The sequence below is a fragment of the Kitasatospora sp. NPDC004745 genome (genome assembly GCF_042873275.1).
Taxonomy (GTDB): Bacteria; Actinomycetota; Actinomycetes; order Streptomycetales; family Streptomycetaceae; genus Kitasatospora.
Window position 1 is genome coordinate 1 of sequence record NZ_JBIALK010000018.1, and the last position, 24496, is coordinate 24496.

Here is a 24496-nt window from a genome sequence, read left to right on the forward strand (position 1 = left end):
CAGCAAGGCCCTCAACGAACCTGCCAGCAAACGCCGTTCACCGGTAGTCATCACACTCAACCACCGATGGCACGACCACTAACGCAACGGCATTGCGGTGCCACCGTCCCGGGGCGGGCAGTCGCCCTGCGGAAGGACTGCTACCCCAGCCGGCTGCGCACCCCGCCGGGCCCGGAACGCGCCCGGCGCGACAACGGCGGCCGGGACGGGCGGACGTCGCCGCGCCCGCCGGGCTCGGCCTCCGCCGCACGCCGGGCCAGGGCGGCCCGGGCCGCGGCCAGGGCGAGCCGGGCGAGCAGCGGGTCCTCCCGGATCCCGGCGTCCCGCTTGGCACCCTGGCAGGGCGTGCACCAGATCGGCGAGGCGGGCCCGTCCGGGTACGCCATCGCCTCGGGCGGCAGGTAGTGCCCACCGCACTCGACACACTCGAAGACCAATCTCATCCGACGATCACCGTCCCGGATCCGTGGCACCGACCGCATGGCGACCAGAAGGTGTGGATCCTCGGCACCATGCTTCCTTCCTCGTCCCGTTCGACCGTGGCTTCGGTCTTCTGGGTCCCCCCGGACCCGCCGCAACCGGAACAGGACTGAACCTCGGGCATATGCCGTCCCTCCGTAGCGGAGCACCACCGTAGCGCGATTTCCCGCACGACAGCACCGCTCCTGACGATCCACCACCCCTTCGGGGAGCGCGCGATCACCCCGCACGCCCCGGGACACGCCGCCGGCCCCGCGTCCGGGGACACGGGGCCGGCGGAGGGGCCGGGCGCAGGTGGGTCGGGGTCGGGCCGGTGACGGTCCGGGGCCCGGGTGGGGGCCGGGGTGGGGGCCGGTCGGGGGCCGTCAACCGCGCGCGGCCCGCAGGAACTCGCGATTCATCGCCGCGATGCTGGGGAGCGGGATGCCCTTGGGGCAGGCGGTGGCGCACTCGCCGGTGTTGGTGCAGCCGCCGAACCCCTCGGCGTCCATCGCCCCGACCATGTCCCGCACCCGCGAGGCGCGCTCCGGCGCGCCCTGGGGGAGCACGTTCAGGTGGACGACCTTGGCGGAGGTGAACAGCATCGCAGAACCGTTCGGGCAGGCGGCCACGCAGGCGCCGCAGCCGATGCACTCGGCGTGCTCGAAGGCGGTGTCGGCGACCTCCTTGGGGACGGGCGTGGCGTGCGCGTCGGGCGCGCTGCCGGTGGGGGCGGTGATGTAGCCGCCGGCGCCGATGATCCGGTCGAACGCGGAGCGGTCCACGACCAGGTCCTTGACCACCGGGAAGGCCGCGGCCCGCCAGGGCTCGACGTCGACGGTGTCGCCGTCCCGGAAGTGCCGCATGTGCAGCTGGCAGGTGGTGGTCCGCTCCGGGCCGTGGGCCTGCCCGTTGATGACCATGCCGCAGGCGCCGCAGATGCCCTCGCGGCAGTCGTGGTCGAAGGCGACGGGCTCGTCGCCGCGCAGGATCAGCTCCTCGTTGAGGGTGTCGAGCATCTCCAGGAAGGACATGTCCGGGCTGATCCCGCCGACCTGGTAGGTGGTCATCGAGCCGGGTGCGTCCGGGCCCGCCTGGCGCCAGATGCGCAGGGTGAGGTTCATGCGTAGCTCCGCTGGGTGGGGTGGACGTACTCGAACTCGAGGGCCTCGCGGTGGAGCACGGGCGCGCTCCCGGTACCGGTGAACTCCCAGGCCGCGGCGTAGGAGTAGGCCTCGTCGCGGCGGGCGGCCTCGCCGTCGGGGGTCTGGCTCTCGGTGCGGAAGTGGCCGCCGCAGGACTCCGCGCGGTGCAGGGCGTCCAGGCACATGAGTTCGGCGAGCTCGAAGTAGTCGACGAGCCGGTTGGCCTTCTCCAGCGACTGGTTGAGCTCCAGGCCGGTGCCGGGCACCTTGATCCGGCGCCAGAACTCCTCGCGAAGCTCCGGGATCCGGGTCAGCGCGCGGCGCAGCCCGGCCTCGTCGCGGGCCATGCCGCACTCGTCCCAGAGCAGTTCGCCCAGCTCGCGGTGGAAGGAGTCCGGGGTCCGGTCACCGTCCACCGCGAGGATGAGGTTGAGCCGGTCCTCGACCTCGGCCTCGACCTCGGCGACCGCGGGGTGGTCGGCGGGGACGGCGGGCAGCGGGTGGCGGGCCAGGTAGTCGTTGAGGGTGGGCGGGAGGACGAAGTAGCCGTCCGCGAGGCCCTGCATGAGGGCGCTGGCGCCGAGCCGGTTGGCGCCGTGGTCGGAGAAGTTGGCCTCGCCGATCGCGAACAGGCCGGGCACGGTGGTCTGCAGGTCGTAGTCGACCCACAGTCCGCCCATCGTGTAGTGGATCGCGGGGTAGATCCGCATCGGCACCCGGTACGGGTCCTCCGCGGTGATCCGCTCGTACATCTCGAAGAGGTTGCCGTACCTGGCGGCGACGGCGTCGCGGCCCATCCGGCGGATGGCGTCGGCGAAGTCCAGGTAGACGCCCTGCCCGCCGGGCCCGACGCCGCGGCCCTCGTCGCAGACGTTCTTGGCGGCCCGGGAGGCGATGTCGCGCGGCACCAGGTTGCCGAAGGCCGGGTAGATCCGCTCCAGGTAGTAGTCGCGCTCCTCCTCCGGGATCTGCGCGGGCGGCCGGGTGTCGCCCTGCGCCCTGGGCACCCAGATCCGGCCGTCGTTGCGCAGCGACTCGCTCATCAGGGTGAGCTTGGACTGGTGGTCGCCGGAGCGCGGGATGCAGGTGGGGTGGATCTGGGTGAAGCACGGGTTGGCGAACAGCGCGCCGCGCCGGTGCGCCCGCCACACGGCGGTGGCGTTGGAGTTCTTGGCGTTGGTGGAGAGGTAGAAGACGTTGCCGTAGCCGCCGCTGGCCAGCACCACGGCGTCGGCGGTGTGGGTGCTGATCCGCCCGGTGACGAGGTCGCGGGCGACGATGCCGCGGGCCCGGCCGTCGACGACGAGCAGGTCGAGCATCTCGGTGCGCGGGTGGATCTCCACGTTCCCCGCGGCGATCTGCCGGGACAGCGCCTGGTAGGCGCCGAGCAGCAGCTGCTGGCCGGTCTGGCCGCGGGCGTAGAAGGTGCGGGAGACCTGCACGCCGCCGAAGGACCGGGTGTCGAGCAGTCCGCCGTACTCGCGGGCGAAGGGGACGCCCTGGGCCACGCACTGGTCGATGATCTCCACCGACACCTGGGCGAGCCGGTGCACGTTGGACTCGCGGGCGCGGAAGTCGCCGCCCTTGACGGTGTCGTAGAACAGCCGGCGGACGGAGTCGCCGTCGTTGCGGTAGTTCTTGGCCGCGTTGATGCCGCCCTGGGCGGCGATCGAGTGGGCCCGTCGCGGGGAGTCCTGGAAGCAGAACTGGACGACGTGGTAGCCCTGTTCGGCGAGGGTGGCGCCGGCCGCGCCGCCCGCCAGCCCGGTGCCGACGACGATCACGGTGTGCCTGCGCCGGTTGGCCGGGTTGACCAGCCTGGCGTCGAAGCGCCGCTGGTCCCAGCGCTGTTCGATCGGCCCGCCGGGGGCCCTGGTGTCGGCGATCGGCTCGCCGACGGTGTAGTCGCTGTAGGTGCTCAACTCACCACTCCGGTCATCACGGCCACGGGGACGGACAGGAAGCCGGCGGTCAGCACGAGCGCCAGGCCGTTGGCGGTCAGCTTCAGCGCGCGGTCGCGCCGGGCGTTGTTGGCGCCGAGGGTCTGCGCGGCGCTCCAGAAGCCGTGCCGGACGTGCAGGCCGACGGCCAGCATCGCGACGACGTAGATCGGGCCGCCGTACCAGGTGCCGAAGGAGGCCACGATGTTCTGGTACGGGTGGCCGTGCTCGGCGGCCGGGTTCACGGTGAGCGTGGTCAGGTCGAGGATGTGCCAGACGATGAACAACGCCAGGATCACCCCGCCCCAGCGCATCGTGCGGGTCGCGTAGCTCGTCCGGTGGCGCCGGTGCACGTACCGGTTCGGCCGGGCGGCGAGGTCGCGCCGGCTCAGCTGGTACGCGGACACGCCGTGCAGCACGACGGCCGCGAGCAGGCCGGTCCGGGCGATCCAGAGGAACCACTCGTGGCCGAGGAAGGGCTGGCCGATGGTGCGCAGCCAGGCGGCGTAGCCGTTGATGTCGTCGGGGCCGAAGAAGACCTTGAGGTTGCCCAGCATGTGCGCGACCAGGTACAGCAGCATGACCAGTCCGCTGACGGCCATGACCGCCTTCTTGCCGACGGTCGACCGCCACAGGGTCGCCAGGGTGGACGGACGCCGGCCCGTCCGAGTCGCGGTTGTCATGGCAGCAACGGTAGGGACGGCCACAAGGGTGCGTCCAAGACATGATGCGGCTCGCGACGATAGCCGGTGCCTATCGTCGCGTTCTATCCTGGCCGGGTGCAGCTGCAGCAACTCCGCTACTTCCTGGCCGTCGCCGAGACCCGCCACTTCACCCGCGCGGCGGAGGCGGAGCACGTCGCCCAGCCGTCGCTGTCCCAGCAGATCCGCTCCCTGGAGCGGGAGTTGGGCGCCGAGCTGTTCCACCGCACCCGCGGCAACATCGCGCTGACCGACGCCGGGGACGCCCTGCTGCCGCTGGCCCGGCGCATCCTCGCGGACACCGAGAGCGCCCGCCTCGCCGTCCAGGAGACGGTGCAGCTGCGCCGCGGCCGGGTCCGGCTGGGGGCGCCGCCGAGCCTGTGCACCAGCCTGGTGCCGGACGTGCTGCGGGTCTTCCGGGACCGCTACCCGGGGGTGGCCCTGGTGGTCCGCGAGGGCGGCTCGCGCGACCTGGTCCGCTCGCTGGCGGCGGGGGAGCTGGACCTCGCGCTGATCATCACCCCGCCGAGCGGGCAGGAGGAACCCGCCCTGGCCGTCACCGAACTGCTGCACGAGGAACTGGTGCTGGTCTCGGCCGAGCCGCGCCCCCGCCGCAAGGTCCGGGTGACGGAGCTCAGGGGGCGGCCGCTGGTGATGTTCCGGGAGGGCTACGACCTGCGGGAGACGACCCTGGCGGCCTGCCGGGCGGCCGGCTTCGAACCGGAGTTCGCGGTCGAGGGCGGCGAGATGGACGCCGTGCTGGGCTTCGTCCGCGCCGGGCTCGGGCCGGCCGTGCTGCCGGGCATGGTCGCGGCCCGCTCCGGCCTGGCGGTCACCCCGTTCGCCGGCCCCGGCCTGGGCCGCACCATCGCCGTCGCCCACGGCCACGAGGTGCCCCCCACCCGCGCCGCCGCCGCCCTGCGCGCCACCCTCCTCGCCCACCTGCACACCGCCGCGGGCAGCGGCGAACTCCCCCCGGGCACCACGCTGTTGCTGCCGTGACCCCTCCGGACGCGGCGCGGGCCCGGGGCGTCACGCGGTGCGTCATCCGGTGGTCGCGCGCAGGGTGAGCAGGGTGATCTCGCTCGGGGCGAAGACCCGGAAGGGCGGCCCCCAGAAGCCGGTGCCCCGGCTGGTGTACAGCTGGGTCCGCTCGCCGTGCCGGCTCAGACCGTGCACCACCGGCTGGTCGATCCGGACGAGGAGGTTGAACGGCCAGATCTGGCCGCCGTGGGTGTGTCCGGAGACCTGCAGGTCGATCCCGGCTGCGGCGGCCTGCGGGACGTACTTGGGCTGATGGGCGACGAGTAGGACCGGCTGGTCCGGGTCCGCCCCCGCCAGCGCTCCGAGCAGGTTCGCACGGTGCCCGGCCAGGCCGGAGGACGCCGCCGTCACGTCGTCGACGCCCGCGAGCACGAGGGCGTCCCCGCCCCGCTCCACCACGACGTGACGGTTGTGCAGCGGCTCCCAGCCGAGGTCCGCCATGCGGTCCAGCCAGCCCTGGGCCTCGCTGCCGTACTCGTGGTTCCCGGTGACGTAGACCCTGGCCAGCCGGGCCCGGACCGCCCCCAGCGGCGCGGACTGCTCCCGGCGCCGGGCGGGCGTGCCGTCGGCGATGTCGCCGGCGTGGACCACGACGTCCGCGTCGAGCCCGTTGACCACCTCGGTGACCCGCGCCGACCAGTGCGCGCGGTCGATCGGCCCGTAGTGGGTGTCGGCCAGTACCACGACCCGGGTCCCGTCCAGGCCAGCGCCGAGCCGGGGGAGGTGGACGTCCAGCCGCCGCACCCGGGGCACGCGCATCGCCTCGTGGTGCCCCCAGCCCAGCAGCCCCGCCGAGACCACCGCCACCGCGACGGCCACGGCCCTGGCCCGGTCGGCGCCGCCGACGTCGAGCCCGCCCAGCACGAGGTCCGCCAGAGCGCCCAGCACCGACCAGGTGAACAGCACCCAGACCACCCCGAGGCTGGTGTCGGCGACCCGCGCCGCCCGGTCGGACTGCCGCGCCCCGTGCCCCGCGATCATCAGGAAGGGGAAGGAGAGCATCCAGGCGGCGAGGACGGCCGTGCCGCCCAGGACCACCGGCAACGGCCAGCCGGCGCCGGCGAACACCGTCCACCACGGCGGAAGGCACAGCACCACGAGCACCAGCACGAGGACGCCCAGCCGCCTGACCGCGGACCGCCGCCCCCGCCGCCCGCCCGGGGCCGCCACGCCCGCGTCCGCCGCGCCCGACTCCGTCGATTCCCCGACCGCCACCACGACCACCTCACGTCCGCCGCCCCGTCCTGCCCCCCATCATCCGCCAGCCCCCGCCCCCGCCCGGGTCCCGACCGGTGGGCGGGCGGAGACGCCGAAGGCCCGGGGCGGGGCCCCGGGCCTTCGGCGGGTGGGTGATCAGGCGGGGAGGACGGCCTCGATGGCGGCGATGACCTCGTCCGCCTCGGGCTCGGTGCGCGGGCGGATGCGGGCCGCGACGGTGCCGTCCGGGGCGACGAGGAACTTCTCGAAGTTCCAGGTGACGTCCCCGGCCTGGCCCTCGGCGTCGGCGTGCTGCGTCAGCTGCGCGTACAGCGGGTGGCGGTCGTCACCGTTGACGTCGGTCTTCTCGAACAGCGGGAAGGACACGCCGTAGGTGGTGGAGCAGAAGGTCTGGATCTCCTCGGCGCTGCCCGGCTCCTGCCCGGCGAACTGGTTGGAGGGGAAGCCCAGCACGGTGAACCCGCGCCCGGCGTAGCGCTCCTGGAGCCGCTCCAGGCCCGCGTACTGCGGGGTCAGGCCGCACTTGGAGGCGACGTTGACGATCAGCAGTGCCTTGCCCTTGTGGTCGGCCAGCGAGGCGGCCTCGCCGGCGAGGGTGCGCAGCGGGATGTCGTACAGGCTCACGGTGGTGGTCCTTTCGGCAGGTCGGGATGGCGGGTGGCTCCCGTGGTCACGGTAGCCGCCCCGGCCGGGTCAACCGTGCCGGGCCCGCCGGTGTTCCGCGCGGGCGGGGTGGACCGGGCGCGCCGCTGCCCGGGGTGCGGGGCGGCGAGCCGGACGGGCCCGGGGGGAGGGACCCGGGCCCGTCCGGTGCCGGTCAGAGCGCCAGCGGCCGGACGGCGGTCGGCGCGTGCTCGGGAAGGGTGGCGAGCTCCTCGAACTCGTTCACCTTGTCGATGTCGTTGCCGCTCATCGAGATGTTGGTGACCCGCTCCAGGATCGCCTCGACGACGACCGGGACGCGGAACTCGGCGGCCAGCTTCTTGGCCTCCTCGAAGGCGGGCAGCAGGCCCTCCGGCTCGGTGACCCGGATCGCCTTGCAGCCCAGGCCCTCGGCGACCTTGACGTGGTCCACGCCGTAGACGCCCAGCTCCGGCGCGTTGATGTTCTCGAACTCCAGCTTGACCTGGAAGTCGATGTCGAAGTTGCGCTGCGCCTGGCGGATCAGGCCCAGGTACGAGTTGTTCACCAGCACGTGGACGTACGGGATGCGGTGCTGGGCGCCGACCGCCAGCTCCTCGATCATGAACTGGAAGTCGTAGTCGCCGGAGAGCGCGACGATCTGGCCCTCGGGGTCGGCGGTGGCGACGCCCAGCGCCGCCGGGATGGTCCAGCCCAGCGGGCCGGCCTGGCCGCAGTTGATCCAGTGCCGCGGCTTGTAGACGTGCAGCATCTGCGCGCCGGCGATCTGGGAGAGGCCGATGGTGGTGACGTAGCGGGTCTCCGGGCCGAAGGCCTTGTTCATCTCCTCGTAGACGCGCTGCGGCTTGAGCGGCACGTTGTCGAAGTGGGTGCGGCGCTGCAGCTGCGCCTTGCGGGCCTGGGTGGCGGCGGCCCACTCGCCGCGGTCCTTGAGCTGCCCGGCGGCCTTGAGCTCCTTGGCGACCTCGACGAAGAGCTCCAGGGCGGCCTTGGCGTCGGAGGCGATGCCGAGGTCGGGGGCGAAGATCTTGCCGATCTGGGTGGGCTCGACGTCGACGTGGACGAACGTGCGGCCCGCCGTGTAGACGTCCAGACCGCCGGTGTGGCGGTTGGCCCAGCGGTTGCCGATGCCGAGGACGAAGTCCGAGGCGAGGAAGTTCTCGTTGCCGTAGCGGTGCGAGGTCTGCAGGCCGACCATGCCGGCGTTCAGCTCGTGGTCGTCGGGGACGATGCCCCAGCCCATCAGGGTGGGGACGACCGGGACGCCGGTGAGCTCGGCGAACTCGCGGAGCAGTTCGGAGGCGTCGGCGTTGATGACGCCGCCGCCGGCCACGATCAGGGGGCGCTCGGACTCCTGGAGCAGCGCGAGGGCCTTCTCGATCTGGATCCGGTTGGCGGTCGGCTTGTAGACCGGGAGCGGCTGGTAGGCCTCGGGGTCGAAGTCGATCTCGGTCAGCTGGACGTCGATCGGCAGGTCGATCAGGACCGGGCCCGGACGGCCGGAGCGCATCAGGTGGAACGCCTGCTGGACCACGCCGGGGACCTGCGCGGCCTCCAGGACGGTGGTGGCCGCCTTGGTGACGGGCTTGGCGATCGAGGCGATGTCGACGGCCTGGAAGTCCTCCTTGTGGAGGCGGGCGACGGGGGCCTGGCCGGTGATGCACAGGATCGGGATCGAGTCGGCGATGGCCGAGTACAGGCCGGTGATCATGTCGGTGCCGGCCGGGCCCGAGGTGCCGATGCAGACACCGATGTTGCCGGCCTTGGCGCGGGTGTAGCCCTCGGCCATGTGGGAGGCGCCCTCGACGTGCCGGGCGAGCGTGTGCCTGATCCCGCCGGAGGCCTTGAGGGCGGCGTAGAACGGGTTGATGGCTGCGCCCGGCACGCCGAACGCGACCTCAACGCCTTCGAGCTTGAGGATCTCCACCGCCGCGCGGGCGGCTGTCATACGAGGCATCGGGTTTCTCCTGCGTCGGCCGGCAGTGGGTCGGAGGGCTCATCTCCAGAATTCCACCATACGGAAGAACGGTTTCTGTATGTGGAAACACGGTACGGCGGGCCCTGTCGGGGCGTCAAGGGGAGTTTCAACAGAATGTGGAAGCGGGCCGCCGGCGGTGAAACCGCAGGTCGGTGCGGGCGTCCGGGTGTCCGGCCAGGCTGTCACGGCGGGTCCGGCCGGACCATCGCCGCTTCCTCCAGCACTCGACGGCCTCCAGGGCGACCGAGTCGTCGATTGCTGCAAACCGTGCCGCACCGGCCTGGTTCGTACACGCGGCCGCGGGTCGTGCTGGTGTGCCCGTGGAACCGGGTGTTCCGGGCCTGGGTGTGGCGCCGGTGTGCAGGGCGGGTGAAGGGGAGGTGTCCGGTGTCGGGCCGCCCCGGGGCGCTGGGTACCGTCGGTGCCACGCCGGGCCCGGCAGGTCCGGCCGTGGCCGCGGCGGGGGGTGGCGGGGGCCGTCCGGGGCTCCGGTGGCCCCGCCTCGACCGACCCCTCCGTCGTCCGGATCCTCCGACCCGACGCCCGGCCCCGACGCCCTCCGTCGTCCGGATCCTCCGACCCGACGCCCGACGCCCGGCCCCGACGCCCTCCGTCGTCCGGATCCTCCGACCCGACGCCCGACGCCCGACGCCCGACGCCCGGCCCCCGCACCGCCTGGTGGCCCTCGCGCCACCCCGCCGGCAAGCCGCCTGCCGCCCCCGGCGCGCGCTCCGGCACCCGTCCGCCACCGTCGTGTCCGCCCACGCCGCCCCCTGCCCAGTGACGGCGCGCCCGCGGTGCCGGGCGCGGGAAAGGAACGTCCCCATGCGTTGTTCCCCTGATCGCCCTGACCGCCCCCCGGTGGTGACCGGGTGAGCCGACCGCCCCGGAACGCCCCCGCGGGCCGCCCCCGCAAGCCCGCCCCGCCGGGCCGCGGCCGGAGCCCGCTCGCCGTGCTGCGCGCCGTCCCCTGGCGCCACGACCTGCCCGCCTCGCTGGTGGTGTTCCTGGTCGCCCTGCCGCTCTGCGTCGGGGTGGCCGTCGCCTCCGGCGTCCCGGCCGAACTGGGCCTGGTGACCGGCATCGTGGGCGGTCTGGTGGTCGGCCTGCTGCCCGGCAGCAGCCTGCAGGTGAGCGGCCCGGCCGCCGGGCTGACCGTCCTGGTCTACGACGCCGTCCAGCAGTTCGGCGTCGGCGCGCTCGGCCTGCTGGTGCTCGGCACCGGGCTGCTCCAGATCGTCATGGGGGCCCTGCGGCTCGGCCGCTGGTTCCGGGCGATGTCCGCCTCCGTGGTGCACGGCATGCTGGCCGGCATCGGGCTGACCCTGCTGTTCGGCCAGCTCTACGCGCTCGCCGACCGCCGGGCCCCGGCCACCGGGCCGGAGAAGATCGCCGGGCTGCCCCGCCTGCTCGCGGACGCGCTCACCGGCGCGGCCGCCCCGAGCGCGATCGCGCTGGGGCTGGGCACCCTGCTGGTGCTGGTCGGCTGGCGGTACGTACCGGGGCGCGTCGCCCGCGCGGTGCCCGCACCGCTGGCCGCGGTCGGCCTGGCCGCCGCCGTGACGGCCGCCGCCGACCTGTCGGTGGCCAGGGTCCGGGTGGCCGGACTGCTCGACGTCGTCCAGCCGCCGGGCGGCGCCGCGCTCGACGCCCTGGTCGGCACCGCCGGCCTCGGCACCGTCGTCGCCTTCACCCTGATCGCCTCCGCCGAGACGCTGTTCAGCGCCGCCGCCGTCGACCGGATGCACCACGGGCCGCGCACCCACTACGACCGCGAGCTGACGGCCCAGGGCGTCGGCAACACGGTGTGCGGACTGCTCGGGGCCCTCCCGATGACCGCGGTGATCGTCCGCAGCGCCGCCAACGTCCAGGCGGGCGCCCGCAGCAGGGCCTCGCGCACGATGCACGGGCTGTGGCTGCTGCTGTTCACCGCCCTGCTGCCCGGCGCGCTCGGGCTCGTCCCGCTGACGGCGCTCGCCGCCGTGCTGGTGCACGCCGGGGCGAAGCTCGTCCCGCTGCGGCGGATCGCCGCGCTGGGCCGGGAGCACCACGGCGAGGCGCTGGTGCTCGGGGTCACCGCGACCGCGATCATCGCCACCGACCTGTTCGAGGGCGTGCTGATCGGTGTGGGGCTGGCCGTGGTGAAGTCGGCCTGGCAGACCTCGCACCTGCAGATCGCCGTGGAGGAGCTGGTCCTGCCGACCGGGGCCGCGCTGCACCGCGTCCGGCTCAGCGGCAACGCGACCTTCCTGCGGCTGCCCCGGCTGCTGGACGCCCTGGAGCGGCTGCCCGCCGACCGGCCGGTGGAGCTGGACTGGTCGGGCCTGCGCCACCTGGACCACGCCTGCACCGTCGCCCTCGCCGCCTGGGCCGCGCAGCACCGGGCCCGCTCGACGGCCCCGCTGGCCGTCGAACCACCGCTGCCGACGGTGGCCTGAGCCCCCGTCGGAGGCCTGAGTCCCCGTCGGAGGCCCGAGCGCCCGACGGCTCCCGACCGCGGGTCGGTGGCCGCCCGCCCGTCCGCGCGCCGACCGTCCGTCGGTTCCGCTGCCGGCGCGGGGGAGTGTCTAGCCTGGTCGCGGTCCGGGGATTCCTCCGGGCCGCGACCGGTGCCGTCGGTGCTCCCGGCGCCGTCGGTGCGGTCGGTGTGTGCAGTGCCGGTGTGAGGAGCGCAGAACGGTGATCGCGGCGTTTTCGGTGACCCCGCTGGGGATCGGTGAGGAGGTGGGCGAGGCGGTGGCCGCCGCCGTCCGGGTGGTGCGGGCGAGCGGTCTGCCCAACCGCACGGACGCGATGTTCACCAGCGTCGAGGGGGAGTGGGACGAGGTGATGCCGGTGATCAGGGAGGCGATCGAGGCGGTGAAGGCCTACAGCGGCCGGGTGAGCACGGTCATCAAGATCGACGACCGGGCCGGGGTGACCGACGGCCTCACCGGCAAGGTCGCCTCGGTGGAACGGCACCTGGCGGAGGGCTGACCGCGGGCGGTCGGCCCGCCGCACTGCCGCGCCCGTGCCCGCCGGACGCGTGCCGGTCGGACGCGCGCCGGTCAAGGTCGGAACGGTCGGCCGACCGTTCCGGCCTTGACCGGTCAGTCGGCCGGTTGGTCAGTCGGTCAGCCGGTGGGCCCGGGCCGGGCGCCGGTCGGGGCGGGCTCGGTGGCCGCGGGTGCGTCGGCGTTCCGGGTGAGCAGCCGGTCCAGTGCGAACGGGCCGGAGCCCAGCACCGCGATGGCGAGGAAGGCCCAGCAGAACATCACGGAGGGCTCGCCGCCGTTCTGCAGCGGTAGCAGGGCGTGCTCCTGGTGGACGGTGAAGTAGGCGTAGGCCATCGAGCCGGAGCAGAGCAGCGCGGCCGCCCTGGTGCCGACGCCGAGCAGCACCAGGGTGCCGCCGACCAGCTGGATCAGCGCGGCCCACCAGCCGGGCCACTGCCCGGCCGGGACGGTGCCGCCGCCCTTCGCGCCGCCGAGGACGCCGAAGAGCGAGGCGGCGCCGTGGCAGGCGAAGAGCAGTCCGACGACGGCCCGAAAGGCCGTCAGGACGAGTGGGCGGGCGGCCTCGGCGGCCTGCCGGGGGGTGGCGGGGAGGTTCAGGGACATGGAAACGCCTCCTGTGGGGGGAGGAGGTACGGGGCGGTAAGGGTAGCTTTGGTCTAGTCCACTTGGCAATGCTCCGTCAAATGTCGATCACGCCCCCTCTTCGACCTTTCTTGACCGATCGATCTGGAAAGGGTTAGCGTCCTCCCATGGCGCGAACGAAGGAATTCGACCCGGACGCGGCGCTTCAGGCGGCGCTCGAGCTGTTCTGGCGGCGCGGCTACGAGGCCACCTCGATGGCCGACCTGGTGGAGGGGCTCGGGATCGCCCGGGCGAGCATCTACGCCACCTTCGGCAGCAAGCGCGAGCTCTACCTGCGCGCGCTGGAGCGCTACGCCGAGCAGACCGACCCGGTGCTGCTCGCCGAGCTCTCCCAGCCCGGGCCGGTGCTGCCGGCCGTCCGCGCGCTGGTCCGTCGGTACGCGACGGCCTCCGCCGAGGACGGGCTGAAGCGCGGTTGCTTCGTCACCAACACCGCGGTCGAGCTCGGTCCGCACGACGAGGCGGCGGCCCGCCGGGTGGCGGCCAGCCTCGGGCACCTGGAGACGGTGCTGGTCGCCGCGCTGGTGCGCGCCGAGGCACAGGGGGAGCTGCCCGCCGGGCGGGAACCCCGGGCGCTGGCCCGGATGCTGATGGTGCTGTTGCAGGGCATGCGGGTGATGGGGAAGACCGTCGACGGGGCGGCCAGGGTGCGGGACGCCGCCGAGCAGGCGCTGGTGCTGCTCGACTGACCCGCCCGCCGGGGGCGTCGGGATGCACTGCTGTGTCGATACTGGACCGAACGGTCGTATAAGGGGGGATTTTTTCATGGGTGCCACCACGGCCGCCCGTTCCGGCTTCGCGCTGCTCGGCGGCGTCCAGGCCACGCTGATCTTCACCATCATGATCCTCTCCGTGCCGCTGCCCCTGGTGGCCCGGGAGTTCGGCCTCGGCCCGTCCGGCGTGCTGCTGCTCAGCGCCGCCTACGGACTCTCGTTCAGCTCCCTGCTCCTGCTCGGCGGCCGACTCACCGACCGCCACGGCGGCCGGCCCGTCCTGCGGGCGGGGCTCGCCCTGCTCGCCGTCGCCTCGCTCGGCTGCGCCCTCGCCCCCGGCCAGTCGGCCCTCCTCGCCGGCCGCTTCGCCCAGGGCGTCGGCGCGGCCCTCGCCGCACCCGCCGCCGTCGCGGTGGTCCGCGTGCTGCGCCCCGGACCCGCGGACCACCGGCGGGCGATGGCCACCTGGGGAGGCCTCTCGGTGCTCGGTGCCACGGCGGGCAACCTGCTCTCCGGCGCGGTCACCGCCTGGGTCTCCTGGCGCTGGCTCTTCGCGGTGCCCGTACTGGTCTCCCTGCTCGGGCTCGCCCGCTCCGGCTCGCTGCCGCCCGCCGCTCCCGCCGGTCGTCGCCCGGCCCTGGACCTGCGTGGCGCCGTACTCGCCACCGCCGGTGTCTGTGCGGCGAGTTACGGCCTGGTGGCGTCCACCGAACACGGCTGGTCCACGCCCGCCGTGATCGGCCCGCTGGCCGTCGGGCTCGCCCTGCTGCTCGGCTTCGCCGCCGCCCAACACCGCGCCGCCGACCCGCTGCTGCCGGCCGGCTTCCTCACCGACCGGCGCCGGGCCACCGCGCTCGCCGCCGTCACGGCCACCGCGACCGCCACCGCGCTGACCTTCCTGATGCTCGCCCTCTACCTCCAACAGCAGCGCGGCTGGGGCACCCTGGCCACCTCGGCCGCCTTCCTGCCGTACGCCGCGGCCCTGCTGCTGGCCGGCCGCCTCGCCGCCCCGCTGACCGCCCGGCACGGTGCCGCCGCGGTCACCGCCGCCGGTCTCGCCCTCGCGGCCGCCGGCCTCGGGCTGCTGGCCGGCCTCACCCCCGGCAGCGGCTACGCCACCGGGCTGCTGCCCGGGCTGCTCCTGCTGCCCGCCGGCGCCGCGGCCGCCTTCGCCGGCTCCGCGGTGCTCGCCACCGGGGGCGTGCCGCCCGAACGGACCGGCCTCGCCGCGGGTGTCCTCAACACGGCCATGGAACTCGGCCCCACCACCGGCGTCGCCGCCCTGATGGCGCTCGCCGCCACCCGCCCGACCGTCGTCGGCGGCTACGCCGCGGCGTTCGCGGCGGCCGCCGCGGGGCTGGCGCTCACCGCCGTCGCGGTCGCCGCCCTGCCCCGAACCAGCACCACGACCGCAAGCACCGATCACCCCGAGGAGTACTCGTCATGACCACGCGTTTCGCCGACACGTCCGTCCTGGTCACCGGAGGCGGCAGCGGCATCGGCCGGGCCATCGCCCTCGCCTTCGCCCGGGAGGGCGCCCGGGTCGCCGTCGCGGGCCGCAGCGCCGGACCGCTCGCCGGGACGGTCGAGCTGATCGAGGAGGCCGGCGGCACGGCCGTAGCCCTGACCGGTGACGTGACCGACGGCCGGGACGCGGCCCGGCTGGTCCGCGAGACCGTCGAGGCGTTCGGCGCCCTGGACGTCGCCGTCAACAACGCCGGTGTGCTCGGCGCCGTCGGCCCGGTCGCCGAGATCGACGCGCAGGAGTGGGAGCGGGTCCTCACCGTCAACGTGACCGGCACCCTGCTCGCCATGCAGCACCAGATCGCCCACATGCGGGCCCACGGCGGCGGCGCGATCGTCAACGTCTCCTCCAACGTCGGCGCCCACATGCGGATCCCCGGCCTCGCGGCCTACGCGGCCAGCAAGGCCGCCGTCACCGCGCTGACCCGCACCGCCGCGCTGGACCACATCGCCGACGGCGTCCGGATCAACCTGGTCAGCCCCGGCCCGGTGGACACCCCGATGTCCAGCCGCCCCGGCGAGAGCGCCGCCGACAAGGCGGACCGGATGAAGTCCACCGTCCCGGTCGGCCGCCCGGGCGAGGTCGGCGAGATCGCCGCCGCCGTCCTCCACCTCGCCTCGCCGGAGGCCGGCTACACCGTCGGCGCCGACCTGGTCCTGGACGGCGGCATCACCGGCTGATCCCGCACAGGCGTCCCCGACGGCGGACCCGAGGGCCCGACGACCGGTCACCGACCGGTCGCCGAGCCCTCGTCCGTCGTCCCCCGCCCGGTCGGCGACCGGGCCCGCCCGGGGCCCGCGCCCCTCCGCGCGCGGCTGCCCCTCCGCGCGCGGCTGCCCCGGTGGGCGCCGCACCGCGCGTGCCCGGTCGGCCGGAATCTGACGCGAACGCGTAATCCTGCTGACACTCGTTGCTCATCGTGAGGTTTCCGACGCGTCGTGTGGGCAAGACACGGTTTCGGCCGGAACCGACGCAACGAAAGGCGGACGCGCCAACCCATGCCGACCGCACCGCACAACGCGCCCCACCCGGGCCGCCGGAGCCGCTGGGGCGAACACGGGCTCGCCTGGGCCTTCCTGCTGCCCTCCCTGGTGGTCTTCGTCCTGTTCATCGGCTACCCGCTGGGACGGACGGTCTACCTGAGCGGCCATGCCAACGACCTCTTCGGCGCGCCCTCCCGCTACGTCGGGGCGAAGCACTACACGGACCTGCTGACCTCGGCGGACTTCCGGCGCACCCTGGTCACCACCGCTCTGTTCACCCTGTTCACGGTGCTGCCCGGGGTGCTGGGCGCGCTGGCGCTGGTGCTGCTGCTGGAGAACCGGATCAGGGGCGTGCGGCTGCTGCGCTCGGCCTTCGCGCTGCCCTTCGCCTTCTCGGTGGCCAGCGCCTCCGTGGTCTTCGCGGTGTTCTTCAATCCGGCCAGCGGGGTGCTCAACGGCCTGCTCTCGCACCTCGGGCTGGGGCCGATCGGCTGGCTGACCGACTCCCGTTACGCGCTGCTCTCGGTGGCCCTCACCACGGTCTGGATGAGCCTGGGCTACAACGTCCTGGTGCTCTCCGCCGGCATCGGTTCGATCCCGCCGGAGATCGTGGAGGCGGCGCGCATCGACGGGGCGTCGGGCCTGCGACTGGCCCGTTCGATCACCGTGCCGATGCTCGGGCCGCACCTCTTCTTCCTGACCGTGGTCTCCACCGTGCACGCGCTGCAGAGTTTCGGCCAGATCCACATCCTCACCAAGGGCGGCCCGGACGGTGCCACCCGCACGCTCGTCTACTCCGTCTACGAGAAGGCCTTCGCCTACGGCTCCAGCGACTTCGGCACGGCCAGCGCCCAGGCCGTGGTGCTGCTGGTGGTCGTCCTCGCCTGTACGGCGGTCCAGTTCGGCGTCCTGGAGCGGAAGGTGCACTACGCATGACGACCCTCGCCACCGAGGCCCGGGCGGAGACCGGGAGCGAGTCCGGGGCGCCGCCGCGCCGGCGCCCCCTGGCCGGCCGCTCGCCGCGCGACCTGATCGGCCGCGCCGCCGTCCACCTGCTGCTCGCCGTCGCCGTCGTCACCGTGGCCTTCCCGGTGTACTACGCCGTCGCCGGTGCCTTCATGGGCCCGTCCGAGCTCTCCTCCTACCCGCCGGCACTCGTCCCGCACTCCGTCACCGGGCGGAACTTCGCCGGAGCCGTCGACACCGTCCCGCTGGCCCGGCAGTACGCCAACTCGGCGATCACGGCGACGGTCATCACGCTCGCCCAGCTGTTCACCTCGATCCTGGCCGCGTACGCCTTCGTCTTCCTGCCGCTCAGGGCGCGGGCCGTGGTGTTCGGGGTGTTCCTGGCGACGCTGATGGTCCCCTGGGAGGCCATCATCATCCCCAACTACCTGACGCTGTCGGGCTGGGGGCTGGGCAACACCTACTTCGGCCTGGTGCTGCCCTTCCTCGCCTCCGGCTTCGGCACCTTCATGCTGCGGCAGGCCTTCCGCCAGCTGCCCGGGGAACTGCGGGACGCCGCGCGGATCGACGGTGCGGGGCACTGGCGGTTCCTGTGGCGGATCGTCGTCCCGCTCAACAAGCCCGCCCTGGCGGCGCTGTCGATCTACGTCTTCCTCTCCGCCTGGAACCAGTACTTCTGGCCGCTGATCATCACCCGCACGGCGAACATGCAGACCCTGCAGATCGGCCTCACCTCGTTGCGCGACTCCGAGATGTCGGACCCGGGCCTGATCCTGGCCGGCGTCGTGCTCTCCCTGCTGCCCACCCTCGCCCTGGTGGTGTTCGGCCAGCGCTTCATCGTCCGCGGGCTGACCGCGGGCGCCGTCCGCTGAGCCGTCGACCCGGAGCCCTCCGGCCGGTCGCTCCCGTACCGGGCACCGAGCACCGGGCACCGAGCACCTCGCACCGCGGGTTCCGGCTCCCGCCGCCCGTCCCGTCCGTCCGTCCGCGCCCGTCCCTCCCGACAGAGAGAGAACCCCGTGAACAAGAGTGCCCGCGCGCTCGCGGCCCTGCTGGTGGCCGGCCTGTCCCTGACCGCCTGCAGCTCCGGCGACTCCACCGCCGGCTCCGGCGGCTCCTCCGACGCCGCCCCCGGCGCCCAGGCGCTCGACCAGGCCACCGGTGTCACCGGCGTCGAGTTCTGGCACTCGATGACCGGCAAGAACGCCGAGGTCCTCACCGGCCTGGTCGGCCAGTTCAACGCGGCCCACCAGGGCAAGATCGAGATCAAGGCGCAGTTCCAGGGCAAGTACGACGACCTGGTCGCCAAGTACAAGGCGGCGGTGCAGCAGAAGGGCACCCCTGCGCTGGTGCAGGTCTACGACATCGGCACCCGGTTCATGATCGACTCCAAGCAGACCGTCCCGGCCCAGGCCTTCGCCGACAAGGACGGCTACCCGCTGGACGACCTCGACGCGAACATCCGCAACTACTACTCGGTCGGCGGCAAGCTCGTCTCGATGCCCTTCAACTCCTCCATGCCGCTGCTCTACCTCAACACCGACGCCTTCAAGGAGGCCGGCCTCGACCCGGCCCAGCCGCCCAAGGACCTCGCCGAGCTCGGCGAGCTGGCGAAGAAGCTGACCAAGAAGGACGCCGACGGCAAGACCGTCCGCTACGGCTTCGGCGCCGCGATCTACGGCTGGTTCGTGGAGCAGCTGCTCGCCGAGTCCGGCACCATGTACTGCGACCAGGACAACGGCCGTGGCAACAAGGCGGGCAAGGCGGTCTTCGACTCCGCCCAGGGCGCGCAGATCGTCCAGTGGTGGGCCGACCTGGTGAAGGGCGGCTACGCGGCCAACACCGGCCGCACCACGGACGACGCGCAGGCCGCCTTCAAGGCCGGCACCGTCGCCATGCACCTGGAGTCCACCGGCGTGCTGCGCGGCTACACCGAGGCCGCCAAGTTCACCGTCGGCACGGCCGCGTTCCCCAAGGTCGCCGCCACCGACCAGGGCGGCCCGGTGATCGGCGGCGCCTCGCTGTGGATCAGCGGCCCCGGCCACTCCGACGCCGAGAAGCGCGCGGCCTGGGAGTTCGAGAAGTTCCTCACCGCGCCCGAGCAGCAGGCCGTCTGGCACACCGGGACGGGCTACTTCCCGGTCAACCGCAAGTCCCTGGACGACCCCAAGGACAAGGAGTGGGTGGCCAAGTACCCGCAGTTCCAGACCGCCATCGACCAGCTCAAGGCGACCAAGCCGTCCCCGGCCACGGCCGGTTGTCTGCTCGGCGTGATGCCGCAGGCCCGCAAGGGCGTGGAGACCGCCATCGAGCAGACCATCGCCGGCTCGAAGAGCGCCCAGCAGGCGCTCACCGACGCGGCCAAGGAGCTCCAGCCCGCGATCGAGAGCTACAACAGCTCGGTCGGCTGACCCGGCTGCCCGGGCTCCGGCCCGGCCGCCCCACGACGGCCCGCCCGGCGCGGCACCACCGCCCGGGCGGGCCGTCGTGCGTCGGCCGTCGTGGGTCGAATGCGATGCGTCAGCCGTCGTGCGTCGGCCGTCGTGGGTCGAACGCCGTGCGTCGGCCGTCACGCCTCGGCCGTCGTGGTCCGTGCGCCGCGCACTCCTTCGCGCACCGGCCGTCTGGCGTCAGGCCGACAGTGCCTCGCCGCCCCCGGGCAGCACGCACGCCGCCGCGAGCTCGTCGAGGGAGAGGTCCAGTGCGAACGCCAGCGCCGCGATGGTGAAGAACGACGGGGTCGGCGCCCGGCCGGTCTCGATCTTGCGCAGCGTCTCCGCCGAGACTCCGGCCACGGCAGCCACCTCGACCATGCTGCGCTCGCCACGCGCCCCGCGCAGCAGCGCGCCGAAGCGCTCGCCGCGCTCGCGCTCCCACGGGGTCAGCGGAGTCCTCACCATGCCGCCGATTCTAGGCCCTCGCCGGCGGCCCCCGCGGGCCCGGCCCCTTCGGGCCGGTGTCCAGGAGCCGCCAGACCGTGATACAAATACCGGTATAAGAATTGGAGCAAGGGGAGTCGCATCACCATGGTCGAAATCAAGACGGACGCCGCCCTGGAGGCCATGCGGGAGGCCGGGCGGGTCGTCGCCGACGCCCTCGCCGCGGTCGAGGCCGCGGCGGCGGAGGGCGTCAGCCTGCTGGACCTGGACGAGGTGGCGCGCGGGGTGCTGCGGGCCGCCGGGGCGACCTCGCCGTTCCTGGGCTACCGCCCCGACTTCGCGCCGGTGCCCTTCCCCGCCGTCATCTGCGCCTCCGTGAACGACGCCGTCGTGCACGGCGTCCCGGACGGCTACCGGCTGCGCGACGGGGACCTGGTGAGCATCGACTGCGGCGCCGTCCTGGACGGCTGGGCCGGGGACGCCGCCGTCAGCTTCACCGTCGGCACCGCCCGCCCCGAGGACACCGCCCTGATCGAGACCGCCCGGCGGGCCCTGGCCGCCGGGATCGCCGCCGCCGTGGTCGGCAACCGCACCGGCGACATCGGGCACGCCATCGGCGCCGTCGCCCGGGCCGGCCGCTACGGACTGCTGGAGGGCTTCGGCGGCCACGGTATCGGGCGCCGCATGCACGAGGACCCGCACGTCCCCAACGAGGGCCGCCCGGGCCGGGGCTACCCGCTGCGGCCCGGCCTGGTGCTGGCCATCGAACCGATGCTCATCGCCGGCGGCCGGGACGACTACGGCACCGACCCGGACGGCTGGACGCTGCGCACCAACGACGGCAGCCGGGCCGCCCACGTCGAGCACACCGTCGCCATCACCGAGGACGGGCCGCGCATCCTCACCGTCCGCTGATCCCGGGGGCCCGGCCGGGGCCCGGAAGCCCGTCGCGGCCGGAAATAACCGTTCGTCACGAACCTTCCGTGTGACTACAGTTGGCGCGCTCGATCCAACGAACTGGTCCTCGATCGGAAGGCATTCCGGCATGAAGCTCAGCACGTTCAAGGGATCGTCGATCCGGCGAACCGCCTCCCGCGCCGCCCTGGTCCTCGGCGCGGCGGCGACGGCCCTCGGCCTGACGGCCACCGCGGCCGTCGCGGACACCACCGCGGCCAACTTCACGCTCAGCCAGCCCAACTGGCGCTGCGGGGAGTCCCGCATCTCCGGCAACACCAGGCTGACGTTCCAGTGCGACGGCAACCTGGTGCTCTACTACGGCGGGCAGGCGCTCTGGGCGAGCGGCACCTACTGGGGCAACTACATCCCCACCCAGGTCGACTGGTCGCAGAGCGGCTACATCATCCTGATCGACGACTTCGGGCACCACCTCTGCACCATCGGCGCGACCAACTCCGCGCCGGGCGGGCGGGCCAGGATCCAGGACGACGGCAACTTCGTCTTCTACAAGACCAACGGCGGTGCCGCCTGGGCGAGCAACACCTACGGTGCGGGCCAGGGCAACGTGGACTACTGCCACAGCTGACCGGCCTGCGCTCCTCGGCGCGGGGCGCGGGCGGCCGGAAGCCGGGCACCCGGCTTCCGGCCGCCCGGTGGCCCCGCCGGGGTGCCCGGTAGGCTCGGCGGCGTGACCAAAGGTGTGATGTTCGACTTCTCCGGCACCCTCTTCCGGGTCGCCTCGACCGCCCAGTGGCTGGACGCCTTCACCGCCGCCGCCGGCCCGGCGCTGGCCCCCCGCGAGCGCGCCGAACTGCTGGGGCGGCTGGAGGAGTTCGGGGCCCTGCCCGGCGGAGTGCCGCCGCGCCACGTCCCCGCGGAGGTCGAGGAGGCCTGGCGCACCCGCGACCTCACGCCCGAACGGCACCGCGCCGCGTACACCGCGCTCACCCGCGCGGCGGAGCCGCCCGCGGGCCTCGACGTCGACGCGCTCTACGACACCCACATGGCGCCGGAGAGCTGGCGCCCGTACCCGGACACCGCGCCGGTGCTGCGCGAACTGCGCCGCAGGGGCGTGCCGGTCGCGGTCGTCAGCAACATCGGCTGGGACCTGCGGCCGGTCTTCCGGGCCCACGGGCTGGACGGCCTCGTCGACGCCTACGTGCTCTCCTTCGAGCTCGGCGTCCAGAAGCCCGATCCGGCGATCTTCGAGGCCGCCTGCGAGCACCTCGGCCTGGCCCCGGCCGAGGTGCTGATGGTCGGCGACGACCGCACCTGCGACGGCGGCGCGACCGCCCTCGGCTGCGGCTTCCACCCGGTGGAGCACCTGCCGGTCGAGCAGCGCCCGGCCGGTCTCACCCCGCTGCTCGACCGGTTCGCCTGACCGCGCCCCGGGCGGGCGTCCCGACGCGACGCGACGCAGGTCACAGCCCGGCGCCCGGACGCCCGGAGTAGCGTGCGGGGCATGACCGATCAGGACTTCACGACGCGGATCACCGTCCGCGGGTACGAGACCGACGCCCAGGGCCACCTCAACCAGGCGGTCTACCTCCAGTACGCCGAGCACGCCCGCTGGGAGTACCTGCAGGCGGCCGGCATCCGGCAGGCCGAACTGGTGGCCAAGGGGGTGGGCCCGGTCGTGCTGGAGACCACGGTCAAGTACCTGCGGGAGCTGCGCGCGGGCGACGTGGTGGACGTGAGCTGCGAGTTCGTCTGGCGGGGCGGCAAGACCTTCCAGGTGGTGCAGCGCCTGACCCGGGCGGACGGCGTGCTCGCCGCCGAGGTGACCGGGGTCGGCGGCATCCTGGACCTCGCCGAGCGCCGCCTGGTCGCCGACCCGCGCGAGCCGCTGCGCGCGCTGGCCGCCGAACCGAAGCTGCTCGGCCTCTGAACCCCCGGCGGCGCGTGCCCCGATCCGCGGTGCTCGCGAGCGCCTGACAGTCAGCCAGGAGCGGTGCCGGGCCGGGGGATTGCCCCACCCCCGACCGGCCCGCTGCCCGGATGGGCCGGCCGCCCCCGGCGCAGCAGACTTCCTGGCATGCCGAACATCAACCGCACCCTCGCCGCCGCCACCGCGGCCGCCGCCCTCGCCGTCACCGCCCTGGTCGCCCAGCCGGCCGCGGCGGGCCCGGAGACCGCGGGGCGGGACCGCCTCGCCTGGACGTCCTGCCAGGGCGGCGCCGACCCCCGCCAGCAGTGCGCCACCGTCAGCGTCCCGCTGGACTACGCCCACCCGGAGGGCGAGCGGATCACCCTCGCCGTCTCCCGGATCGCGTCGGCGAAGCCGGGCCAGCGCCGGGGCGTGCTGCTGACCGTGCCGGGCGGGCCGGGCGGTTCCGGCGTCGACGTCCCGAGCAGTGCGGTGAAGCGCCTGCCGCAGTCCGTCCTGGACCGCTACGACCTGGTCGGCTTCGACCCGCGCGGGGTGGGCCGCTCCACCCCGGTCAGCTGTGGCCTGGAGCACGACGACCTCGCCATGGTGAAGCTGCGCCCGTGGCCGGCCGCGGACGGCTCCGTCGACGGGAACCTGGCCACCGCCCGCAGGGTCGCCGAGACCTGCGCCCGCAACGGCGGCCCGGTGCTGCGCAGCATCTCCACCCGCAACGAGGCCCGGGACATCGACCGGATCCGGGAGGCCCTCGGCGAGCGCCGGCTCTCCGCCTGGGGCACCTCCTACGGCACGTACGTGGGGGCGGTGTACGCCACCCTGTTCCCCGGGCGCACCGACCGGATCGTGCTGGACAGCAACGACGACCCGGACCCGGCGCGGGTGGGGCGCGGCTGGCTGGCCGCCTTCGGCCAGGGCGCCGAGGACCGCTTCCCGGACTTCGCCAGGTGGGCGTCGGCCCCCGGGAACCCGGACCGCCTCGCGGACACCCCGGAGGAGGTCCGCCCGCTCTTCCTGGACCTCGCGGCCCGCCTGGACGCCGTACCGCTGCCCTGGCCGGGCGCCAACCCGGCCGAACTGAACGGCAACGTGCTGCGCGAGACGATGCTGGAGAGCCTGTACGCGGACGCCAAGTTCCCCGGTCTGGCCCGGCTGGTGCTGGCGGGCCTGGGCCGCCGGCCGCTGCCCGCCCCCGTGGCGCCGCCCGAGCAGGTGCTGCAGAACACCATCGCGGTCTCCGTGGGCACGCTCTGCAACGACGTCTCCTGGCCCGCCGACCCGGCCGCCCTCGCCGAGGACGTGGCCGCCGAGCGCGCCGCCCGGCCACTGACCGCGGGCATGCCGGTGAACGCGATGCCATGCGCCTTCTGGCCGTTCGCGCCCGCCGAGCCGCCGGTGCGGGTGACCGACCGGGGCCCGGCGAACGTCCTGCTGGCGCAGAACCTGCGCGACCCGGCCACCCCGTACCGGGGCGCGCTCCGGCTGCGCGCCGCGCTGGGGGAGCGGGCCCGGATGGTCACGGTGGACTCCGGCGGCCACGACGTGTACGTGGCGAACGGGAACGCCTGCGGTGACGCGGTGGTGACGGACTTCCTGGTCACCGGCCGTCGACCGGCCGCGGACACCTTCTGCCCGGCGGGCTGACCGGGCCGGGCCGGACCGCACTGCGGCGGTGCCGGGGTGACGGACCGTGGACGAACGGCCCTTGCCCCGGCGCGACCGCCCGTGCGACCGACTGGAATGAGCCGAATCTGTGGCGGATTTGTGACAAAGGTTGGCCAACACCCCGCCCTCGCAGGCGATTCGCGGCCGTAGTGTTCCAG

At 74.1% G+C, this 24496-nt stretch carries 23 protein-coding genes; 14 read left to right on the forward strand and 9 right to left on the reverse strand.

Going from position 1 to position 24496, the window contains the following annotated elements; genetic code table 11:
* Positions 1-140: 140 nt before the first annotated feature.
* From ACFYUY_RS25875 to ACFYUY_RS25890, 4 genes are all read right to left on the reverse strand, one after another.
* Positions 141-443 (reverse strand): hypothetical protein, encoded by a 303-nt coding sequence (locus ACFYUY_RS25875; RefSeq protein WP_360220195.1) that lies wholly within the window; start codon positions 441-443, stop codon positions 141-143.
* A gap of 402 nt (positions 444-845) precedes the next feature.
* The gene (locus ACFYUY_RS25880) at positions 846-1583 is read right to left on the reverse strand and encodes a succinate dehydrogenase/fumarate reductase iron-sulfur subunit (protein ID WP_387904085.1); all 738 of its coding nucleotides are present in this window, start codon (positions 1581-1583) and stop codon (positions 846-848) included.
* Positions 1580-3526 (reverse strand): fumarate reductase/succinate dehydrogenase flavoprotein subunit, encoded by a 1947-nt coding sequence (locus ACFYUY_RS25885; RefSeq protein WP_387904088.1) that lies wholly within the window; start codon positions 3524-3526, stop codon positions 1580-1582. The genes ACFYUY_RS25880 and ACFYUY_RS25885 overlap by 4 nt, the downstream gene beginning before the upstream one ends.
* On the reverse strand, positions 3523-4227 hold the full coding sequence (locus ACFYUY_RS25890) for a succinate dehydrogenase cytochrome b subunit (protein WP_360220204.1): 705 nt from the start codon (positions 4225-4227) through the stop codon (positions 3523-3525). The genes ACFYUY_RS25885 and ACFYUY_RS25890 overlap by 4 nt, the downstream gene beginning before the upstream one ends.
* Positions 4228-4323: 96 nt before the next feature.
* On the opposite strand from ACFYUY_RS25890, the gene ACFYUY_RS25895 reads away from it, so the two are divergent.
* Positions 4324-5247, forward strand: coding sequence for a LysR substrate-binding domain-containing protein (locus ACFYUY_RS25895; protein ID WP_360220207.1), 924 nt, complete (start codon positions 4324-4326; stop codon positions 5245-5247).
* Between the two features lie 42 nt (positions 5248-5289).
* Here the strand turns inward: ACFYUY_RS25895 and ACFYUY_RS25900 are convergent, their stop codons facing one another.
* The 3 genes from ACFYUY_RS25900 to gcl form a co-directional block, all read right to left on the reverse strand.
* Complete coding sequence (locus ACFYUY_RS25900; protein ID WP_387904091.1) at positions 5290-6504, reverse strand: metallophosphoesterase; 1215 nt, start codon at positions 6502-6504, stop codon at positions 5290-5292.
* 138 nt (positions 6505-6642) lie between these two features.
* Positions 6643-7131, reverse strand: a complete 489-nt coding sequence (locus ACFYUY_RS25905) for a glutathione peroxidase (RefSeq protein ID WP_360220213.1) — start codon at positions 7129-7131, stop codon at positions 6643-6645.
* A 193-nt stretch (positions 7132-7324) separates the two neighbouring features.
* Positions 7325-9106, reverse strand: a complete 1782-nt coding sequence (gene gcl / locus ACFYUY_RS25910) for a glyoxylate carboligase (RefSeq protein WP_387904094.1) — start codon at positions 9104-9106, stop codon at positions 7325-7327.
* Between the two features lie 974 nt (positions 9107-10080).
* Between gcl and ACFYUY_RS25915 the strand changes: the two genes are divergently transcribed.
* Both ACFYUY_RS25915 and ACFYUY_RS25920 read left to right on the forward strand, forming a co-directional pair.
* Positions 10081-11565: a SulP family inorganic anion transporter gene (locus ACFYUY_RS25915; RefSeq protein WP_387904342.1), complete on the forward strand. Its 1485-nt coding sequence runs from the start codon at positions 10081-10083 to the stop codon at positions 11563-11565.
* Between the two features lie 241 nt (positions 11566-11806).
* On the forward strand, positions 11807-12103 hold the full coding sequence (locus ACFYUY_RS25920; RefSeq protein ID WP_360220219.1) for an MTH1187 family thiamine-binding protein: 297 nt from the start codon (positions 11807-11809) through the stop codon (positions 12101-12103).
* 137 nt (positions 12104-12240) lie between these two features.
* On the opposite strand, the gene ACFYUY_RS25925 is transcribed toward ACFYUY_RS25920, so the two are convergent.
* Complete coding sequence (locus ACFYUY_RS25925; RefSeq protein ID WP_387904096.1) at positions 12241-12726, reverse strand: DoxX family protein; 486 nt, start codon at positions 12724-12726, stop codon at positions 12241-12243.
* Between the two features lie 146 nt (positions 12727-12872).
* Between ACFYUY_RS25925 and ACFYUY_RS25930 the strand changes: the two genes are divergently transcribed.
* From ACFYUY_RS25930 to ACFYUY_RS25955, 6 genes are all read left to right on the forward strand, one after another.
* The gene (locus tag ACFYUY_RS25930) at positions 12873-13454 is read left to right on the forward strand and encodes a TetR family transcriptional regulator (protein ID WP_360220225.1); all 582 of its coding nucleotides are present in this window, start codon (positions 12873-12875) and stop codon (positions 13452-13454) included.
* 76 nt (positions 13455-13530) lie between these two features.
* Complete coding sequence (locus ACFYUY_RS25935; RefSeq protein WP_387904101.1) at positions 13531-14925, forward strand: MFS transporter; 1395 nt, start codon at positions 13531-13533, stop codon at positions 14923-14925.
* Positions 14922-15683: a glucose 1-dehydrogenase gene (locus ACFYUY_RS25940; protein WP_360220231.1), complete on the forward strand. Its 762-nt coding sequence runs from the start codon at positions 14922-14924 to the stop codon at positions 15681-15683. Before ACFYUY_RS25935 ends, ACFYUY_RS25940 begins: the two co-directional genes overlap by 4 nt.
* Before the next feature lie 318 nt (positions 15684-16001).
* Entirely contained in the window at positions 16002-16922 is a 921-nt protein-coding gene (locus ACFYUY_RS25945) for a carbohydrate ABC transporter permease (protein WP_387904104.1), read from the forward strand.
* Entirely contained in the window at positions 16919-17824 is a 906-nt protein-coding gene (locus ACFYUY_RS25950; protein WP_387904107.1) for a carbohydrate ABC transporter permease, read from the forward strand. The genes ACFYUY_RS25945 and ACFYUY_RS25950 overlap by 4 nt, the downstream gene beginning before the upstream one ends.
* Before the next feature lie 147 nt (positions 17825-17971).
* Entirely contained in the window at positions 17972-19363 is a 1392-nt protein-coding gene (locus ACFYUY_RS25955) for an ABC transporter substrate-binding protein (RefSeq protein ID WP_360220240.1), read from the forward strand.
* 219 nt (positions 19364-19582) lie between these two features.
* Here the strand turns inward: ACFYUY_RS25955 and ACFYUY_RS25960 are convergent, their stop codons facing one another.
* On the reverse strand, positions 19583-19852 hold the full coding sequence (locus tag ACFYUY_RS25960; protein WP_360220243.1) for a helix-turn-helix transcriptional regulator: 270 nt from the start codon (positions 19850-19852) through the stop codon (positions 19583-19585).
* 126 nt (positions 19853-19978) lie between these two features.
* Between ACFYUY_RS25960 and map the strand changes: the two genes are divergently transcribed.
* The 5 genes from map to ACFYUY_RS25985 all read left to right on the forward strand — a co-directional run bounded on the left by map (position 19979) and on the right by ACFYUY_RS25985 (position 24317).
* Complete coding sequence (map, locus tag ACFYUY_RS25965; RefSeq protein WP_360220246.1) at positions 19979-20746, forward strand: type I methionyl aminopeptidase; 768 nt, start codon at positions 19979-19981, stop codon at positions 20744-20746.
* Positions 20747-20876: 130 nt separating this feature from the next.
* Positions 20877-21374 (forward strand): hypothetical protein, encoded by a 498-nt coding sequence (locus ACFYUY_RS25970; protein ID WP_387904111.1) that lies wholly within the window; start codon positions 20877-20879, stop codon positions 21372-21374.
* A 117-nt stretch (positions 21375-21491) separates the two neighbouring features.
* Positions 21492-22169, forward strand: coding sequence for an HAD-IA family hydrolase (locus ACFYUY_RS25975; RefSeq protein WP_387904345.1), 678 nt, complete (start codon positions 21492-21494; stop codon positions 22167-22169).
* Between the two features lie 81 nt (positions 22170-22250).
* The gene (locus ACFYUY_RS25980; RefSeq protein WP_387904112.1) at positions 22251-22676 is read left to right on the forward strand and encodes an acyl-CoA thioesterase; all 426 of its coding nucleotides are present in this window, start codon (positions 22251-22253) and stop codon (positions 22674-22676) included.
* 147 nt (positions 22677-22823) lie between these two features.
* Positions 22824-24317: an alpha/beta hydrolase gene (locus tag ACFYUY_RS25985; protein WP_387904114.1), complete on the forward strand. Its 1494-nt coding sequence runs from the start codon at positions 22824-22826 to the stop codon at positions 24315-24317.
* Positions 24318-24496 lie beyond the last annotated feature (179 nt).

Excerpts from the sequence above, each read along its gene's own strand:
- ACFYUY_RS25985 (WP_387904114.1), top strand. The coding sequence starts at position 22,824 with ATGCCGAACATCAACCGCACCCTCGCCGCCGCCACCGCGGCCGCCGCC.
- map (WP_360220246.1), top strand. The coding sequence starts at position 19,979 with ATGGTCGAAATCAAGACGGACGCCGCCCTGGAGGCCATGCGGGAGGCC.
- gcl (WP_387904094.1), bottom strand. The coding sequence starts at position 9,106 with ATGCCTCGTATGACAGCCGCCCGCGCGGCGGTGGAGATCCTCAAGCTC.
- ACFYUY_RS25975 (WP_387904345.1), top strand. The coding sequence starts at position 21,492 with ATGTTCGACTTCTCCGGCACCCTCTTCCGGGTCGCCTCGACCGCCCAG.
- ACFYUY_RS25950 (WP_387904107.1), top strand. The coding sequence starts at position 16,919 with ATGACGACCCTCGCCACCGAGGCCCGGGCGGAGACCGGGAGCGAGTCC.
- ACFYUY_RS25940 (WP_360220231.1), top strand. The coding sequence starts at position 14,922 with ATGACCACGCGTTTCGCCGACACGTCCGTCCTGGTCACCGGAGGCGGC.
- ACFYUY_RS25935 (WP_387904101.1), top strand. The coding sequence starts at position 13,531 with ATGGGTGCCACCACGGCCGCCCGTTCCGGCTTCGCGCTGCTCGGCGGC.
- ACFYUY_RS25980 (WP_387904112.1), top strand. The coding sequence starts at position 22,251 with ATGACCGATCAGGACTTCACGACGCGGATCACCGTCCGCGGGTACGAG.
- ACFYUY_RS25945 (WP_387904104.1), top strand. The coding sequence starts at position 16,002 with ATGCCGACCGCACCGCACAACGCGCCCCACCCGGGCCGCCGGAGCCGC.
- ACFYUY_RS25925 (WP_387904096.1), bottom strand. The coding sequence starts at position 12,726 with ATGTCCCTGAACCTCCCCGCCACCCCCCGGCAGGCCGCCGAGGCCGCC.
- ACFYUY_RS25890 (WP_360220204.1), bottom strand. The coding sequence starts at position 4,227 with ATGACAACCGCGACTCGGACGGGCCGGCGTCCGTCCACCCTGGCGACC.
- ACFYUY_RS25880 (WP_387904085.1), bottom strand. The coding sequence starts at position 1,583 with ATGAACCTCACCCTGCGCATCTGGCGCCAGGCGGGCCCGGACGCACCC.
- ACFYUY_RS25960 (WP_360220243.1), bottom strand. The coding sequence starts at position 19,852 with ATGGTGAGGACTCCGCTGACCCCGTGGGAGCGCGAGCGCGGCGAGCGC.
- ACFYUY_RS25930 (WP_360220225.1), top strand. The coding sequence starts at position 12,873 with ATGGCGCGAACGAAGGAATTCGACCCGGACGCGGCGCTTCAGGCGGCG.
- ACFYUY_RS25875 (WP_360220195.1), bottom strand. The coding sequence starts at position 443 with ATGAGATTGGTCTTCGAGTGTGTCGAGTGCGGTGGGCACTACCTGCCG.
- ACFYUY_RS25970 (WP_387904111.1), top strand. The coding sequence starts at position 20,877 with ATGAAGCTCAGCACGTTCAAGGGATCGTCGATCCGGCGAACCGCCTCC.